Annotated in this window: 19 protein-coding genes; 14 read left to right on the plus strand and 5 right to left on the minus strand. The window is 43.9% G+C overall.

The window, feature by feature from the left end; all coding sequences use genetic code 11:
- The first annotated feature begins 36 nt into the window (after window positions 1-36).
- Window positions 37-1,050 (plus strand): ACR3 family arsenite efflux transporter, encoded by a 1,014-nt coding sequence (gene arsB / locus KYS23_RS05865; RefSeq protein ID WP_218398216.1) that lies wholly within the window; start codon window positions 37-39, stop codon window positions 1,048-1,050.
- Window positions 1,051-1,177: 127 nt separating this feature from the next.
- Here the strand turns inward: arsB and KYS23_RS05870 are convergent, their stop codons facing one another.
- Window positions 1,178-1,564 carry a response regulator gene (locus KYS23_RS05870; protein WP_159532872.1) on the minus strand — a complete coding sequence of 129 codons (387 nt, stop codon included), beginning with the start codon at window positions 1,562-1,564 and terminating at the stop codon, window positions 1,178-1,180.
- A gap of 252 nt (window positions 1,565-1,816) precedes the next feature.
- On the opposite strand from KYS23_RS05870, the gene aceK reads away from it, so the two are divergent.
- From aceK to KYS23_RS20670, 3 genes are all read left to right on the plus strand, one after another.
- Entirely contained in the window at window positions 1,817-3,547 is a 1,731-nt protein-coding gene (gene aceK, locus KYS23_RS05875) for a bifunctional isocitrate dehydrogenase kinase/phosphatase (protein ID WP_159532874.1), read from the plus strand.
- Between the two features lie 67 nt (window positions 3,548-3,614).
- Complete coding sequence (locus KYS23_RS05880) at window positions 3,615-4,298, plus strand: response regulator transcription factor (protein ID WP_159532876.1); 684 nt, start codon at window positions 3,615-3,617, stop codon at window positions 4,296-4,298.
- A complete protein-coding gene (locus tag KYS23_RS20670) occupies window positions 4,292-5,743 on the plus strand; it encodes a sensor histidine kinase (RefSeq protein ID WP_218398214.1) in 1,452 nt (483 codons plus the stop codon). Before KYS23_RS05880 ends, KYS23_RS20670 begins: the two co-directional genes overlap by 7 nt.
- A gap of 26 nt (window positions 5,744-5,769) precedes the next feature.
- Here the strand turns inward: KYS23_RS20670 and KYS23_RS05890 are convergent, their stop codons facing one another.
- Together KYS23_RS05890 and KYS23_RS05895 are read right to left on the minus strand one after the other, a co-directional pair.
- Window positions 5,770-6,318, minus strand: coding sequence for a DUF3833 domain-containing protein (locus tag KYS23_RS05890; protein WP_218418211.1), 549 nt, complete (start codon window positions 6,316-6,318; stop codon window positions 5,770-5,772).
- Window positions 6,319-6,557: 239 nt separating this feature from the next.
- Entirely contained in the window at window positions 6,558-7,109 is a 552-nt protein-coding gene (locus tag KYS23_RS05895; protein WP_246604308.1) for a chalcone isomerase family protein, read from the minus strand.
- A gap of 158 nt (window positions 7,110-7,267) precedes the next feature.
- On the opposite strand from KYS23_RS05895, the gene KYS23_RS05900 reads away from it, so the two are divergent.
- The 4 genes from KYS23_RS05900 to nspC all read left to right on the plus strand — a co-directional run bounded on the left by KYS23_RS05900 (window position 7,268) and on the right by nspC (window position 11,296).
- Window positions 7,268-8,236 carry a 1-aminocyclopropane-1-carboxylate deaminase/D-cysteine desulfhydrase gene (locus KYS23_RS05900; RefSeq protein WP_246604315.1) on the plus strand — a complete coding sequence of 323 codons (969 nt, stop codon included), beginning with the start codon at window positions 7,268-7,270 and terminating at the stop codon, window positions 8,234-8,236.
- A 136-nt stretch (window positions 8,237-8,372) separates the two neighbouring features.
- Window positions 8,373-8,783: a hypothetical protein gene (locus KYS23_RS05905; RefSeq protein WP_013782868.1), complete on the plus strand. Its 411-nt coding sequence runs from the start codon at window positions 8,373-8,375 to the stop codon at window positions 8,781-8,783.
- Window positions 8,784-8,933: 150 nt separating this feature from the next.
- On the plus strand, window positions 8,934-10,136 hold the full coding sequence (locus KYS23_RS05910) for a saccharopine dehydrogenase family protein (protein ID WP_159532884.1): 1,203 nt from the start codon (window positions 8,934-8,936) through the stop codon (window positions 10,134-10,136).
- Window positions 10,137-10,165: 29 nt separating this feature from the next.
- Complete coding sequence (nspC, locus tag KYS23_RS05915; protein WP_129739924.1) at window positions 10,166-11,296, plus strand: carboxynorspermidine decarboxylase; 1,131 nt, start codon at window positions 10,166-10,168, stop codon at window positions 11,294-11,296.
- 158 nt (window positions 11,297-11,454) lie between these two features.
- Here nspC and KYS23_RS05920 read toward each other — a convergent pair whose 3' ends face one another.
- Both KYS23_RS05920 and rsmI read right to left on the minus strand, forming a co-directional pair.
- Window positions 11,455-11,718, minus strand: a complete 264-nt coding sequence (locus KYS23_RS05920) for a hypothetical protein (RefSeq protein WP_159532888.1) — start codon at window positions 11,716-11,718, stop codon at window positions 11,455-11,457.
- A 113-nt stretch (window positions 11,719-11,831) separates the two neighbouring features.
- Complete coding sequence (rsmI, locus tag KYS23_RS05925) at window positions 11,832-12,692, minus strand: 16S rRNA (cytidine(1402)-2'-O)-methyltransferase (protein WP_159532890.1); 861 nt, start codon at window positions 12,690-12,692, stop codon at window positions 11,832-11,834.
- Between the two features lie 139 nt (window positions 12,693-12,831).
- On the opposite strand from rsmI, the gene KYS23_RS05930 reads away from it, so the two are divergent.
- The 6 genes from KYS23_RS05930 to KYS23_RS05955 all read left to right on the plus strand — a co-directional run bounded on the left by KYS23_RS05930 (window position 12,832) and on the right by KYS23_RS05955 (window position 18,412).
- Window positions 12,832-14,784, plus strand: a complete 1,953-nt coding sequence (locus KYS23_RS05930; RefSeq protein WP_232370679.1) for a penicillin-binding protein activator — start codon at window positions 12,832-12,834, stop codon at window positions 14,782-14,784.
- Window positions 14,785-14,790: 6 nt separating this feature from the next.
- Window positions 14,791-15,132: a YraN family protein gene (locus KYS23_RS05935; RefSeq protein ID WP_159532892.1), complete on the plus strand. Its 342-nt coding sequence runs from the start codon at window positions 14,791-14,793 to the stop codon at window positions 15,130-15,132.
- 197 nt (window positions 15,133-15,329) lie between these two features.
- Window positions 15,330-15,926, plus strand: coding sequence for a phosphoheptose isomerase (locus KYS23_RS05940; protein WP_013782861.1), 597 nt, complete (start codon window positions 15,330-15,332; stop codon window positions 15,924-15,926).
- 13 nt (window positions 15,927-15,939) lie between these two features.
- Complete coding sequence (locus KYS23_RS05945; protein WP_159532893.1) at window positions 15,940-16,521, plus strand: BON domain-containing protein; 582 nt, start codon at window positions 15,940-15,942, stop codon at window positions 16,519-16,521.
- A gap of 43 nt (window positions 16,522-16,564) precedes the next feature.
- The gene (locus tag KYS23_RS05950; protein ID WP_159534675.1) at window positions 16,565-17,920 is read left to right on the plus strand and encodes an MFS transporter; all 1,356 of its coding nucleotides are present in this window, start codon (window positions 16,565-16,567) and stop codon (window positions 17,918-17,920) included.
- A 114-nt stretch (window positions 17,921-18,034) separates the two neighbouring features.
- Window positions 18,035-18,412 (plus strand): hypothetical protein, encoded by a 378-nt coding sequence (locus KYS23_RS05955; RefSeq protein ID WP_159532895.1) that lies wholly within the window; start codon window positions 18,035-18,037, stop codon window positions 18,410-18,412.
- Window positions 18,413-18,587: the final 175 nt, after the last annotated feature.

Genomic DNA, 18,587 nt, shown 5'->3' on the forward strand with positions numbered 1-18,587 from the left:
CACGAAAGACATAAAAACCATTAAGGACACTGTCTCATGGGATTTTTCGAACGATACCTATCCGTATGGGTAGGACTTTGTATTATTGCAGGTGTAAGTATCGGCAGTCTTTTTCCAGACTTCTTTACGCTAGTAGCTAGCCTTGAATATGCTCACGTTAATTTGGTGATTGCTGTACTAATTTGGCTCATGATTTACCCAATGATGATTCAAATTGATTTTTCATCCATAAAAGATGTGGGTAAAAAGCCCAAAGGGCTGGTGCTCACCTTAGTAGTGAACTGGTTAATAAAGCCTTTCACAATGGCGCTACTTGGCTGGTTATTCTTCAAAGGCATTTTCGCCGACTGGGTAGACCCACAAACGGCCACTGAATATATCGCCGGTATGATTTTACTAGGCGTAGCACCGTGTACTGCCATGGTATTTGTATGGAGCCATTTAACAAAAGGTGATGCAAACTATACCCTCGTCCAGGTCTCTATTAACGACTTGATAATGATTATCTTATTTGCCCCTATCACGGCTATGTTACTGGGTGTTACCGATATCACAGTCCCCTGGGATACATTAATTCTATCTGTGGTGCTATATGTGGTATTGCCGCTCATCGCTGGGGTTATTACACGTAAGAAGATGGAGAAAAAAGGCGAGCAAGCAGTTACCGCTATTATCGAACGCTTTAAGCCATTCTCGGTACTTGGGTTGCTAATTACCATTGTTTTACTGTTTGGCTTTCAAGCAGAAACAATATTGGCTCAGCCTCAAGACATTGTGCTAATTGCTATTCCGTTGCTTATTCAAACCTACGGGATATTTGCGATAGCCTACTTTGCGGCGAAAAAAATGAAACTACCTCACAATGTTGCCGCACCTGCTTGCATGATTGGTACGTCTAACTTTTTCGAGCTCGCCGTTGCTGTTGCCATTTCCTTATTTGGCTTACATAGCGGTGCTGCCCTCGCAACTGTTGTTGGAGTGCTGGTTGAAGTACCAGTTATGTTATCACTGGTATGGTTCGCGAATAGAACCCGCCATTGGTTTGAATAGCACAAGCATTCATTAGCGCTACAAAAGTTAGCACAAACCTAAACGCAAAAAGGAGCTCAAATGAGCTCCTTTTTTTGTATTTATTAGTGTATGAACACTCAATATCACTACCCGCTAGGGTGTTTGTTTAGCACACCATGGTTTCTGGCAGAATAAATCCATAACGCTTTAATGTGGTTTCTAAAGGTAGGCGTTTAAGCGGCTTTTCAATAAAAGCGAGCGCGCCCAACTCCATCACACGGTTTTGCATCACCGGTTGGATATCACCTGAAATGACCACAACAAACACTTCTATTTTTCGGCGCTTTATTTCTTCAAGTACGCCTACCCCATCGAGTATCGGCATGGTTAAATCTAGCAACACTAAATCGATGCGATGATGCCCCATTATCTCGAGCGCATCTACACCATTTGATGCTTCATAAATTTCACTCGCTAATCCATCGGGCAAGTTACGGCGCGCCATTTTTCTTGCTAGCGCCGAATCATCACAAATCAGAATGTTAAAGCTCATGGTCTACTCTTAGTAATCTACTAGTACATACATCGCCACATAAAATTAGCAGCGTTGAATATATTGTCGAAAACATGGATGAAGAAAGTAGGCTTAAGATTATATTAAACGAAAGTATAAAAAAACACTTTTAGGCCAATTTTCCAGTAGCTTATCGTAAATATTTGTTACTTTAGAAGGTATATGCAGCCAAAATTAAAAACAAAGCACAGAGCGCCGCATCGAATATCACATATTGTTAAAGGTTAAATTATGCTGGATGTAACCCTTTCTAAAAAAGTTGCTTATCAAGTTCTTTCCCATTTTGATAAGAGCTATCGTTGGTTTACTCGTATTACGAGAGGTGCCCAATCACGGTTTGAACAAGGCCAATGGAAAGAAATTCAGCTAGCATCGAAAGAGCGCATTACCATTTACGAACAAAGCCTTTCAGATGCCATTGCCGATGTTTACCACCTAACTGAAGTGCACAAGAAAAATGACGAGTTTTGGCAAGACTTAAAGAAAACCTTCGCACGACAACTTGAAGGCCACCCACAATTTGAGCTAGCCGAAACCTTTTATAACTCTGTGATCGGGCGTTTATTCAAACACCGCAAAATAGACAACAGCATGATGTTTGTATTGCCCAGTCGCTGCTTTTTACCCGGACAAGACCGAGATAAAGTCATTCACAGCTTCGATACCACCACCACGGTGCGCGAGATGTACGTGTCTATTTTCAAAATCTATCGCTATGGTATCCCTTTTGAAAACTACGAACGTGACATGCAAAACCTTGAAGAAGCACTTAGAAAGCGATTAACCACACGGCAATTGGCCAGTGTTCATACGGTTGAGCTTTTAAAGCCCACGTTTTTTAGGGGGAAATCGGCATATCTCATTGGCAGAATATGCATGCCTGAAGAAACCCTCCCTTTTGTAATCTCTTTGCAACGCAGTGATGAACATACCTTGTTCGTAGATGCTCTGCTTACACACAGAAGTGATTTAAGCGTTATCTTCGGCTTTGCCAGAAGCTACTTCATGGCTGATACCCAAAACCCAGCAGAAGTCGCTGCGTTTCTGCAAGAACTATTACCCAACAAAAAACACTTTGAGCTCTATATGGCGCTGGGTCACTACAAGCACGGGAAAACAGTCTTCTATCGTAATTTCCTCGACCATATGGCTACCTCCGATGATCACTTCGAGGCCGCACCTGGTATAAGAGGATTGGTGATGATGGTGTTCCACCTGCCCTCATATGGTGTGGTATTTAAAATTATAAAAGATGAATTTGCCGAAAGTAAGAAGATCACCCGAGAGCATGTTAAAGACTGCTACCGGTTGGTGAAGATGTCAGATCGAGTGGGACGAATGGCAGACACCCATGAGTACGTTAACTTTCGCTTTCCCTTGTCTCGCATCGACCCATTACTCATTGAAGAGTTAAAGGAAACATGCGCTTCTAGCCTTGAATTTACCGAAGACGAGCTGGTCATTAAGCACTTGTATATAGAACGTAAGATGACTCCGCTTAATTTGTACCTTCAACAAGAAGAAGATGAAGATAAAGTACGTAGCGCATTAAACGAGTTAGGGCTATGTATTAAACAAATAGCCATGGCAAATATTTTCCCTGGCGACATGCTGCATAAAAATTTCGGTATCACGCGACATGGCAGAGTTATCTTTTACGACTATGATGAAATATGTTTAATGAACGAACGTCATTTTAGGGCGCTACCCAAATCAGATGACCCTTATGCGATGGACATGTTGTCGGTTGGACCTAGTGACGTTTTCCCAGAGCAGTTTGAGCATTTTATTGTTGGAAAACGGAAACTTAAAGATATTTTAAAGTCGCTACATGGCGACCTAATGACCCCGGAATACTGGCATGAAGTACAGATGAAATGTGCGCGTGGGGACATTCAACATTTTACGCCATATAACGCCAACGTCCGTTTTAATAGGGGTGCTGATAGCAACCCAAAGTGATCGCAACACGATAGATTGAATGTATAAACGTTGATATTTAACTCCATTAATTAGAAGTACCAAAATCATGAATGTGCTACTTGTTGAAGATGATCCCAAAGTTGCCGCTCACATTGAAAAAGGATTTATTGGTGAAGGGCACAGCTGCATTGCGGCGCGTGATGGCGAAAAGGGCTTAGCTGAAGCTTTGTCCGAAGATGTAGACGTTATTGTATTAGATGTAATGCTTCCTTTGTTAGACGGCTTTACCATCTTGGAACGTTTACGAAATGACAACGTACTTACCCCTGTACTACTGCTTAGTGCGAAAAGCCAAGTAGAAGATAAAGTGCGAGGTTTACGTTCAGGCGCTAACGATTACTTGACCAAACCCTTTGCGTTTGAAGAGCTACTTGCCCGTGTTGAAGGGCTGGCAGGAAGAGAACGTGAAAGTGGCGATAAGACACTAATCAAAGTGGGTGATCTTACGCTTGACCTAGTGAACAGGAAGGTGCAAAGAGGTGATACTGAAATAGACTTACAATCAAAAGAGTTTCAGTTATTAGAGTGCTTATTGCGCCATCAAGGGAAAGTCGTTACACGCAGCATGCTGTTGGAACAAGTGTGGAATTATCACTTCGATCCGCAAACCAATGTTATCGATGTGCATATTAGCCGTTTGCGTCAAAAAGTAGATAAAGCATTTAACGTCCCTCTTATTGAAACGGTAAGAGGCACGGGATATAGAATTGCGGATCCTGTTGTGTGTTAGCAATAGGCAACTTCACCCGAAGTTCTAGTTTCCGTGTTGGGGTATTACTAACCTCGTTAGCGCTTGTCGCTATTTTATTTATCGTTTACTTCTGGCGTCTTGCCAGCAGTGATGTATTTATTCGTGAGGCAAGCGCTGCGGTTGATGCAGAAACCTATACATTCACGCTATTACATAAACAAGCAGGCATTGATGCGGTAATTGACAATATCCAATTGAGAGCAACGCCCAGTCTAGCGATAGGCCCGAAACACGCCGATACAACTCACCCGCTGTCAGCTTCTCGATTAATTGTGGTGCTTCGCGACAGCGAAAACCAGATAGTAGCAGGCAATTATCCAATGTGGCCTATTGCCATGGGTGAAAGTGTTGACGCGGGCACTACCCTTACAAGCATTATTAAATTGCCCGCACTGAGCGGCGAAAAAGAGAGTATCGCGCAAGACAGCACCCGCTATTCCTTCTCTGATTCAACCAACAGCATCCTTTATGAAGAGGTAAATTGGGGCGGCTATTCTTTGTTTGTTGGCCGGAATATCGATGATTTATACAGTGCACAGTGGTTAGGAAAAACGTTTGGTTGGATAATTATTGCCTTGCTATGCGTATTGGGTGCCATAAGCTTTGCGGTCGCGCTGTATGTGGTAAAACGCATTAACCGCATGGCACAAACTGCTGATTACATTATTCGTACTGGTAATTTAGAAGAACGATTGGAAATAGACAGCAACTGGGATGATTTAAGTCGACTGGCTGTTGTGTTCAATCATATGCTCGATACCATTGAAAGTGCGGTGAACAATATAAAGTCGGTAAGCGACAGTATTGCCCATGACTTGCGTACACCGTTGGCACGCTTACGCAATAATTTAGAACATATTGGTGATGAGAAACTACGGCACGAAACTACCTACGAAGCTGACAAACTCTTAAATATGTTCAACAGTCTTTTGCGAATTAGCAAACTAGAAACGGTTCACAAAAAAGAAGGGTTTTGTGAAACCGAGCTAAGTGAAATGATTATTGATGTAGAGGATTTATATCAGCCATTGGCCGAAGACCGTGATATTAAACTTATTAGCCAACTGTCAAAAGTTCAGTTCTACGGCGATCCAAACTTACTGTTTCAAGCAGTAGCGAATGTGCTAGATAACGCCATAAAATACACGCCTGATGGCGGAACCGTTACGCTACAACTTACCGCCACGTCTTCCAATGTGATTATCAGCGTGAATGATAATGGGAAGGGAGTTGATGAACATGAACTTGATAGTTTAGAACGCCGCTTCTTTCAGGCTGACAAAAGCAGAACCTGTGAAGGGAACGGGTTGGGGTTATCGCTTGTTTCGGCAATTATTAAACTGCACAAAGGTAAACTATGGTTTGTGCACGACCCGCTTATGCAAGGGCACGGGTTGGGCGTAGTATTCACCTTCCCCCGTTAATGCTTTGATAAAGTGCCAAATCGACACTAGTCTTGTTTCTGCATAAAAATGGTAACTTCGGCCATTACCACACCAAACTTTTTAATGTATGAGCGGTTCATCATGGCACTATCGTCAAATGCCCAAAACCAATCATCGAAGGTAACCGAATAGGTTGTATCATCAACCGGTAAGTCCATATTGTAATGAAAGTTAAATGCGTTGCCGTATGAAGTGCCTTTTGCTGGCCCGTCTATATCACCCGCGTTGCCCACGTAGGTGCCATCGGCTTGCTTAACAATTTTCCACGTACGATTTTTTGGCCCTTCGCCTACCCCGTAGGTGAATGTCTCATCTAGCGTTAATGTGCCGCCCTCGTTTTTACCTTCAATATCTACCACAAAGCGCTGAACCACTTCGCCGGACCGATTTTGAACTATTCCCCATGCTCGAACGTTACCAGCAAAAAACTCCTCAATATTGAACGTAGGGGAAACTTGCTTGTATGTATTGCCTTCTATCGATGTAGAACATCCGACTATAAGAGTAAGGCAAGATAAAAGCCCGACTAACACCGTGCGCTGTATAAATTTCATAGTGACCTCAATTTTGGTTTATTTTGCTGCCGCCTATCGACGTATTCTTTCAATAAGTCTTTCGCTAAAAAAGGCAGCCGACTGCGCGCTTGTTACTGCGCTTTGTGTTTTTATGGGTTGATGTTTTTAGCTAATTTTTTTGATTTATATTTTGTTTATAGCCTTTATTCATGAGCTTTATTGATGAGCTTTTTAACGCGCTTAGAATCTCTGCCCATTATTGATAAAGAATGTACTTATTACTTTTGTAACAAGGCTTTACGTAATTTTGGTTCAGAGGTTTTTTCTGACAGCCAAATGTCGAAAAAAGACTGCGTGAAGTTTGTATCCTCAATAGTGCCAGCTAGCTCACCATTGATATAAAACTCACTGGTTCGGTTTGAGGTAGCCACACCGGTAATCACGTCACCGTCTTCAACGTCGGGGAAAAGTGCCGCCATTTTTTCTCGCCATTCACTTAACACAGCTTCGTCGCTAATACCTTGCTTACGCATTTCATCCACCGAGCGCTGTGCTATTTTTTTACCGTCTAGTCCCCTTTGATAATCTAGCTTTAATGCAAAAGGAGCATTAGGCTGCCACGTTCCTTTTGGGGCGTAGAGCGTAGCGTCGTACACGTCCCAAAACATATACGTAAACATTGCATTACCCACCACTTGCGCCTCTGGCACTTGTTTGGTGACATAATCAGGCACGCTTTGCGCCAGCACATTTTTCGACAAAACCACAAGTGATATTCCCAATGCGATGACGAGCTTTAAAGTGGTATAACGACGTTGAAACATATACATGTACCTTCTTTATCTATCTTCTAGTTATACTGTTGGAATTGCCACATTGATCATTTGAATAGCTTGTTTTGAATTTTGAAAGTTTTGCTGATGCCCTATGTTTACCCTCCCCACTAGAGCCCTTTACGCCAGACTGGGAGGGTGCTGAACATGTATCAATGTTTGTTAAGCGGGACGATAAAATACATCCCGTCATTTCAGGCAACAAATGGCGTAAATTAAAGTACGCGTTTGCTCTTCCTCCGCACCAAGAAATGGCTTTAAATTCGCAGGCGGGTTTCCGCTCGGATTTGAACACCCAGCTACCTTCCTCAGTAGTCAGTTTTGGCGGTGGGTTTTCCAACCATCTGCATGCTTTGGGTTATTTATGTCATCAGCTAAATGTGCCTTTTCACGCTATTATTCGCGGCGACTACACAAAACACCCCAGCCCAATGATTCAGGATTTAGTGAAATGGGGCGCTCAAGTTCACTACGTAAATAAAAAAACCTATCAGCAAAGGGATGAGCCTACTTATTTAGCGAGCCTACGAACTCAGTTTCCCGATGCGTTGATTATTCCTGAAGGTGGCAGCCAAATGGCGGCGCTAAAAGGCGTGCAAGAAGTCGTAAACGAAATAGATATCCCTTTCGACCGTATTATTGCTCCTGTTGCCAGTGGCGCGACCTTGGCAGGGTTAACCTCTGCATTATCACCCCACCAACACGCTATTGGCATTGGCGTATTAAAAGGAGAAGGATATCTAGAAGGACTCGTAGAAAAGTTTCTTGAGCCGGGGCTTGCTTTTAATCTTGCTCATACTTCTACACCCACTCATACATCAGCCCTTAGTGCTTGCTCAAAAAGCCAATTCAGCATCAATCATGATTTTCACTGTGGCGGATACGGGAAAATCCCCCCGTACTTGAAGGCATTCTGTGAAAACTTCAATCAAACAATGCCTTTTGAAATTGAAGGGGTTTACTCTGGAAAAATGTTTTGGGCACTTAAGCACTTGCTAGCAAATTTTGCTTCAACGAATCTCTCGACCAATGCATGTGAAAAAGGGGCATTTAAAAAAGGACAAACACTTATTATTGTTCATACTGGTGGAATTCAGGGCGCCAGAAAAAATAAAATCCCTTGATCTTATAGACCTACACATTCGTTTAACCTAATATCGAGGTTGTGGGGAATATTTTCTACAAGCACAGCCTGGTTGTATCTAGCTTCGCGTTACTCATAGCTTTCGTTCAAACGCAATAATCGTTAGGAGATGCACCGTGATAAAAGGAACAAGTAGCTTACCTCCCCCTTTAAATATATTGGTTTCTAGGGCGCTCAAGTTATGCGAACTGGTACTTTCTACCAGTTCCGTCTTCTATCCCTTCGCGGCTATCTATGAAAATGGCAAAGTCGGTTGTTTGTTTAGCGAAGAAACCCATTATCGTATCGATGAAAGTCAACTTATAGAGTGTTTGCAGTGGCGAATCATCGACACTACTACAGACTCTGAAAGTTACAGTATTCTCGTTTATGCCGCGACGGTTGAAACGCAAAAGCACACCCGCTTGGATGCTATCGCCATCAGTGCTGCTTGCCCCAATGACGAGGAAAAACTTTTACTCTATCCTTATTATCGAGTGGGCGACAAAATTGTGGTTTCCCCTCCCATCAATACAATGCCAGAATAGGCGTTATCGCGTATAAATTACGCTTATTCGTTTTCCTTGTGTTAACGATGACTATTTTTTGTCGAACCTATGCTGTCTTTGCTTGCCAATTTGGTATCGTCTGCTAGCATTCAGCCCAAAATTCATTAGCTTATTTAGGGATTAATTATTATGTCTCGCGTTTTAATTATTGGTGCTGGCGGCGTTGCCTCAGTAACCGTAAAAAAGTGTGCACGTTTACCTCAGCACTTTGACGAAATTTTTCTTGCCAGCCGCACTGTGTCTAAGTGTGAAGCATTGCAACAAGAAGTGGGTGCAGACCGCGTTAAAGGCGTATTCGCCCTTGATGCCGATAACGCCAAAGAAGTAGAAGCGCTTATTAATGATGTTAAGCCTGACTTAGTAATTAACCTTGCATTACCGTATCAAGATTTGCCTATTATGGACGCGTGTTTAGCCACTAACACCGACTACCTTGATACCGCAAACTACGAACCAAAAGACGAAGCAAAATTCGAATACTCTTGGCAGTGGGCTTACCAGCAGAAATTTAAAGACGCTGGCATTATGGCGTTGTTAGGCAGTGGTTTCGATCCAGGTGTAACCAACGTGTACACCGCTTACGCTGCTAAGCACTATTTCGACGAAATTCACTATTTGGATATTGTTGATTGTAATGGTGGTGATCATGGTCAAGCGTTTGCAACCAACTTCAACCCTGAAATCAATATTCGTGAAATTACTCAACGTGGTCGTTTCTGGGAAAATGGCGAGTGGAAAGAAACCGATCCACTCAGCGTGCGTGAAGATTTAGATTACCAAAATATTGGTGTGCGCGCGTCATACTTGATGTTCCATGAAGAATTGGAATCTTTGGTTAAGCACTTCCCTACCCTAAAACGTGCGCGTTTTTGGATGACCTTTGGTGATGAATACCTCACACACCTTCGTGTTTTAGAAGGCGTAGGCATGACCAGCATTGAACCAGTTGAATTCCAAGGCCAAAAAGTGGTGCCTTTAGAGTTCTTGAAGGCTGTATTACCTAACCCAGGTTCACTAGCTGAAGGCTATACCGGCATGACCTGTATCGGTACTTACATTACTGGCGTGAAAGATGGTAAAGAAAAAACCATTTTCATCTACAACAACTGTGAACATGCTAAGTGTAACGATGAAGTGGGTGCACAAGCGGTGTCTTACACTACAGGTGTTCCAGCCATGATTGGGGCTGCGCTAATGCTAAACGGCACTTGGAAAGAAAACGGTGTTTGGAACATGGAACAATTTGATCCAGACCCATTCATGGATATGCTAAACGAGCACGGCCTTCCTTGGCATGTACTTGAGTGTGATAGCAGCCCATTCACTAAGTAACAGAACACTGTAACTGGAGCAAATAAAGGTTGGCAGACTTAACGCAACGAACAGATATCCCTTCTCCTTGCTATGTGCTGGAAGAGGAAAAACTCATCCGAAACCTTGAGTTGATGAAGCGTGTACAAGACGAGTCAGGTGTTAGAATTATTCTGGCTTTGAAAGGGTTTTCAATGTGGTCGAGCTTCGACATCATTAAACCTTATTTACATGGCGCAACCGCAAGTTCGGTATGGGAAGCCAAATTAGCCGCTGAAATGGGTAAGGAAGTCCATGCCTATTCTCCTGCGTATAAAAAGGCGGATATAGAAGAGCTGGCTACGCTGGTGAATCACTTGTCGTTCAATAGTCTGTCACAATGGCAAACTCACAAAGATGCGCTTGCGGGCGTGTCTCTGGGTTTGCGTATTAATCCAGAGCATCAAGAAGCAGATACCCCGCTTTACGACCCCGCAGCGCCGGGTTCGCGACTAGGGCTTCGAGTAAGTGAACTGGAAGGTGTAGATTTATCGGGCATTGACGGCTTCCATTGTCATAACTTGTGTGAGTGTGACTCATTTGCTACCGAACGTACGCTTAAAGCAATAGAGGCACGCTTTGGCGATTACCTAGGTCAGTTAAAGTGGTTAAACTTAGGAGGTGGCCACTTGATGACTAGCGAAGGTTACGATGTTGACCACCTGATTAAAACCCTTAGCGATTTTAAACAGCGCTACCCGCATTTAGACGTTATCTTAGAGCCGGGCTCTGCCGTCGCGTGGCAAACAGGGCCGCTAATTGCTGAGGTCGTGGATGTAGTAAACAATGATGGTGATATTGCCATTTTAGATATTTCAGCCACGGCGCACATGCCTGATGTGCTTGAAATGCCTTATCGGCCGACGATTTTAAATGCGGCGTTACCTGGCGAGAAAGCCTACGACTATCGTTTAGGTGGAAATTCCTGCTTAGCGGGCGATGTGATTGATACCTATTCCTTCGATGCGCCATTAAAAGCCGGCGATCGGGTTCAGTTTGAAGACATGATGCACTACACCATGGTGAAAACGTCATTCTTCAACGGCGTTGAACACCCTGCCATTGGTATTTTGCGTAAAAATGGGGAGTTCGAAATTGTTCGCCAATTCACTTACGAAGACTTTAAAGGCCGCTTGTCATAAGCAGTAGATAGCGACTTTTACCTAAAAAAATAAATGCCCGCTGCGTTAACGCTAGCGGGCATTTTTTTGGTTCTTTTATTCGTGGTGTTTTATTAGACATATTTTTTGAGGCAGTGAAAATGATTGCCTCAATAGACGGTAATCGATTAGCATCAACGCTATAGAATACCAGTACCGTTAAGGTTCTGGCTTTTATCTACCGTACCTTCCGCGATAACCGTATCATCAAGATAAATAGCAAATGGCGTACCTTCAGGGCCTGTAAGATTATACCGAAATCCATGCATTTCATCGGCTAAGGCTAACTTCACCTGCGTGTTAGGGTGAATTAAATCGTATTCACCAGAATCGCCGGATTTATCAAAAATATCGACGACCCATTTGCCCTCTGGCATCTCAATTTTCAAAACTTGCTGACTCATAACTATCCTCCAACCTTATACTTAACGTGATAAGCAAGAGTGCAAAGTGCGCTAAGCCTATCCCGTGTTAACTATATTGTTTAGATAGGTACCCTTAATCCATAGGTCTGAGATCAATCAGTCTCTTTCACTTCTTTCGCACCTTTTGCTTCTAGTCCTGCTTGGTACAAGGCATTCTTTTTCAAGTCATAGTGATCAGCCACAACAGCTGCAGCTTTTTTTAGCGGCATGTGATCACATAACGTGGTTAAAAGCGACATGGCTTCAGTCGATATTTCAGATAAATTCACTTGGGCTGGCGACACCATCACCACGAACTCACCTTTTTGATGGGCTGCATCGGCTTCTAAATAATCAATAACATCACCTGGCGTACCACTCACATAGGTTTCAAAGGTCTTGCTAAGCTCTTTGGCGACCACAATGTGCCTGTCTCCTAGCACACGGGCAATGTCATTCATTGTGGCTAAAATACGGCGTGGGGCTTCGTAAAATACGCTCGTGCAAGTACGCTCTTTTAGTGCAGCAAGTTGGTTGTCTTTAGCTTGTGTTTTTACCGGTAAAAAGCCTTCAAAAATAAATCGGTCTGTTGGCAGCCCTGAAGCACTTAGCGCGGTAATAGCGGCACATGGGCCTGGCAATGCGGTAACAGGAATACATTCTTCCCGGCAGCGCCTAACAAATACAAAACCAGGGTCGCTAATTAATGGCGTGCCCGCATCACTGATTAACGCTACAGATTCGCCGTCTTTTAAGCGCTGAACCAGCATTGCGGTACGTTTATCTTCATTATGATCATGCAGCGATAAGGTACGTGTAGAAATACTGAAGTGCTGTAATAACCGGGAGCTGTGTCGTGTATCTTCCGCAGCAATCCAGTTAACCTGTTTTAGTACCTCGATAGCGCGGGCGCTAATATCATCAAGGTTGCCGATAGGTGTAGGAACGATATACAAGGTGGCGAAATTGGTCATATAAACAATAAAAATAACGAATAATAAAGAAAGTGTACCACGCCATTGGGCTAGTTTACGCCGGCAAACGTAGATTTTCATCGTGGTTAGGATAAACTTGCCGCTACTTGCCGTTAAACGAAGTGAAAGGAAACAGACTGTGGGTCACATTGGACATTTTACAAAGCGCATTACCTTTGCAATGGCGACAGCCACCAGCATGCTATTTTTAGCAGGCTGCGGGAGCACACCTGAACCCACCTCGGCACCGAAGATTATCAATACTGAGCCGGTAGAAGCGCCAGTAGAGAAGCATATCACGCCAGAACACAAGCTGGTAGAAGCTAAAAAAGTATGGCTTCAAACCCGAGACAAAGTGAAGCGAGACACGTTACTACTAGATGCCGTAGGCCTTTATATCGCTCAAGACGATACCATTTTAGCGCAGCAAATCTTATTTGAAATGAAACAAGACGGTGTAGCTACCTCGTTGCAAGATAGCTACGCCATACATGTTGCGATGGCATATCAGAACGACCCTTCTTCATCGCCAGCGCAACTTACTGCAATGCTGGAAGATGTAAATACTAGCCCTGCCCTTGTTGCCAAACTTGCGGCGCTACAAGCAGACCTTTATGCCAAGCAAGGTTTGTGGGCAAAGGCGGCCAATAGCGTTTTGTCTACCGAGCTAGAAGACGAACAGAAAGTCGCTAAGGTGTGGTCGCTATTAAACCAAATACCTGCCGATAGGCTCAAGCAAAGTGAAAACCAATACCCTAAGTTGCAGCCCTTCTTTGCCCTTCGTCAATTAACCATTGAAAATGTGCGAAACCCGCAGCAGTTGAATCGGTCAATTACGCAATATCAACAGGTTTATGCAGGCCATATGTTGGCAAAGCATTTACCCAAAGATGTTGCATTAGCACAGGCGCTAACCGCCCCTCAAATTCGCGAACTTGTTGTTCTATTGCCGCTGAGCGGAAGGCTTGCGGCTACTGGTGAAGCGGTGAAAGACGGCATTATGGCGGGTTATTATCAACAGCTTCAACAAAGCAGCAACCCAAATAGTATGCCTGCCATTCGGTTTGTTGATACTACCAACGCTGATACACAAACCATGGTCGCCGCTATTGGCGACGCTAAATTTATAGTCGGCCCACTACTAAAAGAAACCGTTGAACAATTAATACCCGCGTTACCGCCCGGCGTGAACATGTTGGCGTTAAACCGCCCAGATGAAATGCCGACAATTTTAGACAACTCAACGTCAGTACACTCTGATTCTGTTAGCTATGAATCTGAGATACCTTCCTCCATGGCACCAGCGGTCAATTATTTCGCCCTTGCGCCGGAAGATGAAGCCAATCAGCTTGCAGAGTTTATTTATAGCAAAGGCTTTAGAGCCCCTATTGTTATTGCAGCACAGAGTAACTTGTACCAACGTATGAACGATGCATTTAAAGCGCGCTGGAACACGTTGCACGAACATGAAGCCCAAGCCCGCAAGGCTAACATCACCTCAGTGACGTTCAATGATAGCGAGTCACTAAGAGAGGGCATTACCCAAGCCTTAGATGTAGCGCAAAGTAATCAGCGTATTAACCAAATTGAATACATGACGAACGAAGAAGTTTACAACATGCCCCGCAGCAGACGAGACATTGATGCCATTGTTGCGTTCGCGTCGCCACAAGATACCGAACTTCTTAACCCCATTATTGAAGCTAGCTTAAATCCGTACGATGGAAAACAAGTGCCTGTTTACGCGACCTCTCGTTCAATGGACTACAACAGCGGCAAGAACCAGTGGCGTGATTTGCAAAACGTACGCTTTATCGACATGCCGTGGATGATGCCAAACCATAAATGGCAACAACTTGCTCAAGAAACTAAGCAAACGTGGCCCAACCGCAGTACGTTGCAAAATAGACTGTTCGCCTTCGGTGTAGATGCTTACGAATTACTTCCTCAATTAGGGATGCTAAACACCCTGTCGTACATAACATTCGACGGGTTAACCGGTACACTTACGCTGAATAAAAACAGTGAAGTAGAACGAAACTTACCTCAAGCCGTTATTCGTAACGAGCGCGTGCAAATGCTAATGGAGTAAACTACATTGTCCGTATTGCAAGGGAATGCAGCAGAAAACAAGGCCGTTACCTATTTAGAGGAACAAGGGCTTACATTACGTTGTCGTAACTACCGAACCAAACGTGGTGAACTTGATATTGTTATGCAAGATGGTGACACCATTGTTTGTGTAGAAGTGAAATTTCGCAAAAAGTCACAGTATGGTCAGGCCGCCGAATTTGTCACAATGAAGAAACTTCAACGAATTCAGGCTGCGTTTGCGTTCTATTTGTTAGATAATAACCTTAATCCCGCGTCTACCCCATTACGCATAGACGTTATCGCCATTGACGGAAGCGACCTTCAGTGGCTTAAAAATATTGGATAAAAAGCGCAGCACGTCAGGCATTGCAGGAGGTAGGGCAGGCTTACGCAAACTCGCGGTGAACCCATCCATGGGCGCTCCGCTGCCGCATCCATGCGGCAGAGGGTTTGCTACAGCCTGCCCTACCTCCTACATACTGATGTGCATTGTACATTCAAAGTAGTAATTGCTTGATATCCTGAAATGCAGAGAAAAGAAGTATGATTGAACAAATTAAAGCGAACTTTACTGAAAGTATTCAAACCAAAATTGCTGCATCTGAAATTTTGCCTGAATCAATTGAAAAAGCAGCCATGATGATGGTTGAGGCGCTAATTCGCGGCAACAAGATTCTTAGCTGCGGTAACGGTGGTTCGGCGGGTGATGCACAGCACTTTTCTTCTGAAATGCTTAACCGCTATGAACGCGATCGCCCTAGCCTTCCAGCCATTGCGTTAAGTACTGATACTTCTACTATTACTTCCATCGCTAACGACTATAGCTACGATGAAATTTTTGCCAAACAAGTTCGTGCGTTAGGTCAGTCTGGCGATATTTTGTTTGCTATATCAACCAGTGGTAACTCACGAAATGTAATTGCCGCCATGGAAGCTGCCTTGTCTCGCGATATGACCATTGTAGCCTTAACCGGTAAAGACGGTGGTGAAATGGCAGGTTTCTTAAGCGAGCACGATGTTGAAGTACGTGTGCCTTCTAACCGCACTGCCCGTATTCAGGAAGTTCACTTGTTGGTTATTCACAACTTATGTGAATGCATTGATGACAGCTTATTCCCAGCCGACCTTGGAGACGAATAACGTTTACCCATTTATGAAACGAGTTAAAACGTTAACTATTACTCTTGTATCACTGCTTTTTGTGATGCAATTACAGGGCTGCGTGGTGGCGGTTGGCGCCGCGGGTGCAATGGCTGCAAAAGTGGCGAACGACAGACGTACCGTTGGTACTCAACTTGATGACCAAAACGCAGGTCGCTCTGTGGCTTATCAATGGTCAAAAAGTGAAGCACTAAAAGAGCAAACCAATCTACAAGTCGATATGTATAACGGCATTGCTTTGCTTACCGGACAAGCCCCCACGCAAGCGTTAATTGATGAAGCGGTTAGACGGGCTCAGGAAGTCGATTACCTAAAGAAAATTCACAATCAAATTCGCATTGGCGAGCCTATTGGCGCAGGAACTCAAGCTAACGACATTTGGCTTGCATCAAAAGTCCGCACCAAGATAGTGGCCGATGAACGCGTGCCAGCTTTACAAGTTAGCGTGGTAGTGCAAGATTCTGAAGTGTTCTTAATGGGCCGATTAACCAATGCAGAAGCTAATGCTGCTGTAGATATTGCAAGGAACATAACGGGCGTAGCCCGCGTAGTGCGCGCATTTGAGATCATTTAGTCGCGATACCGCAACGGCCCTGCTTGTTGCTGGGGCCTTGTTTATGGAAATTCTGGATGCCACGGTGATCACCACCGCGCTTCCCGTTATTGCCGCTGATTTTGGCGTGCCAGCAACTCAGCTTTCTATTGGCGTATCTGCCTACCTTGTTGCCGTTACCTTTTTTATTCCGCTAAGTGGTTATGTGGCCGACAAATTCGGTGCCCGTAATGTCTTCATGGCCGCCATTATCATTTTTGTGGTGGCATCAATATTATGTGGAATTAGCACTAACCTAACTAGCTTTACCTTATCTCGGATTATGCAGGGCATTGGCGGCGCCTTAATGGTGCCCGTAGGCCGTTTAGTGGTGCTGCGAGACTTACCCAAAGAAAAGCTAGTTAAAACCGTTGCTATTATCACGTGGCCGGCGTTAAGTGCCCCTATTCTTGGCCCTGTATTAGGGGGTTGGATTGCCACCCACTTGAGCTGGCAATGGATATTCTTTATGAACGTGCCATTAGGTATATTCGCGCTTATTGCTTCCGCCTATTTGCTTGAGAACTTCACCGCGAATGTGGGTAAGTTTGATGTAGTAGGCTTTCTACTAACCGGTATTGGCTTTGCCTCTTTTATGGCCGGTATAGAATTATTTGCGGGTCACAATACTTCTACCCTATTGGGCAGCGTGGTAACCGTATTTGGGCTGTTATTATTGATAGCTGCGGTATTTCATATTCGCCGTGCAAAAAAACCTCTGTTTTCTTTTGAAGCTATACAGTATCGAACCTTTCGATTGTCGATGTACGGCGGCTCGGTGGTACGTATAGCTTTAGGTAGCGCACCTTTTCTTGTTCCGCTTATGCTGCAATTGGGAATGGGTTACTCGCCGGTGGAAGCAGGTACATTATTGCTATGGCTATTTGTAGGTAATATTGCCATTAAACCCGCGACTACCTGGATAATGAACACCTTTGGCTTTAAGCGAGTGCTTATTGCAAATGGCATTATGATCTCACTGGGTTTTGTGGCGCTATCGCTAGTTACTCAACAAAGTTCATCGGTTGTGATTGCGGTTATCTTATTTGTTAGCGGTGTGAATAGGTCGATGCATTTAACCTTACTAAACACTATCGCCTTTGCTGATGTGCCAAAAGATAAAATGCGCGATGCCAATACACTGGGTGCAATACTCATGCAAATGAACCGTGGCATGGGGATCACCATTTCTGCGCTTATGCTGGCCGTTGCTTCACTGATGGTGGGTAATTCAAGTAGCGACCCGTCGCTTATCAACTTCAAAATTGCTATGGCGATGATGGCAGTAGTTGCGCTGCTTAGTATTACCGACAGCATAATGTTATCAAAAACTGATGGCGACTCAGTTTTGAAAAAGCGACTTAAAAAGCAGGTAAGCTGAAGTAGCACAGGCAAGTGCTACTGTTCAGATAAAGCGAATGACTTTCGGTTTAATTCGATATGTCAGCAACTGACTTAACTTTGTCTGACAGGCTGCTGCGTACCTTGAGTTCAATTGGTAAATGCAACTAACGAACTTTATAGGTACTGGGTTTTACCTTTTGATGTAATGGAGAGAGGGCCTGAAGCAATTTCTGAACACTATGAAAAGCTATCAACCGATCTTTACCAAGAAGTTAAACCGCGCATGGGGGCAATCGACTACGCTGCCGACTATATGACCAATGGTGTTAAATCTTCCGAGAAAGGTCTGAAGCTATTAGAATACAACGCTGCATTATACCCCGACTCTGCATGGGTTAATTTCAATTTAGCCAAAGGTTATAAGCAACGTGAAGAAATGACGCTGGCAAAAACATACGGACTAAAAGCTTTAAGGCTAGTAGCTCAAGATAACGAAAAGTTAAAATCTTCAGTTGTTAATTTTCTTTAAGCCTTATAATTCTATTGATGTAACTCCTCTGAAGGCCTGAGATTTATTTCAGCTAGAAAATTAAAATGCCACGCTTTTGCTCATGCCAGATATTCAACGATACAAACCTATCAGGCCGAACCCACAACTTATTCATGACAAATGTCATGTAACTTTGCTTACCTTTGTGACTAAC

Origin of the sequence: Alteromonas lipotrueae, from assembly GCF_019249255.1 — a bacterium.
Classification (GTDB): Bacteria; Pseudomonadota; Gammaproteobacteria; order Enterobacterales; family Alteromonadaceae; genus Alteromonas; species Alteromonas lipotrueae.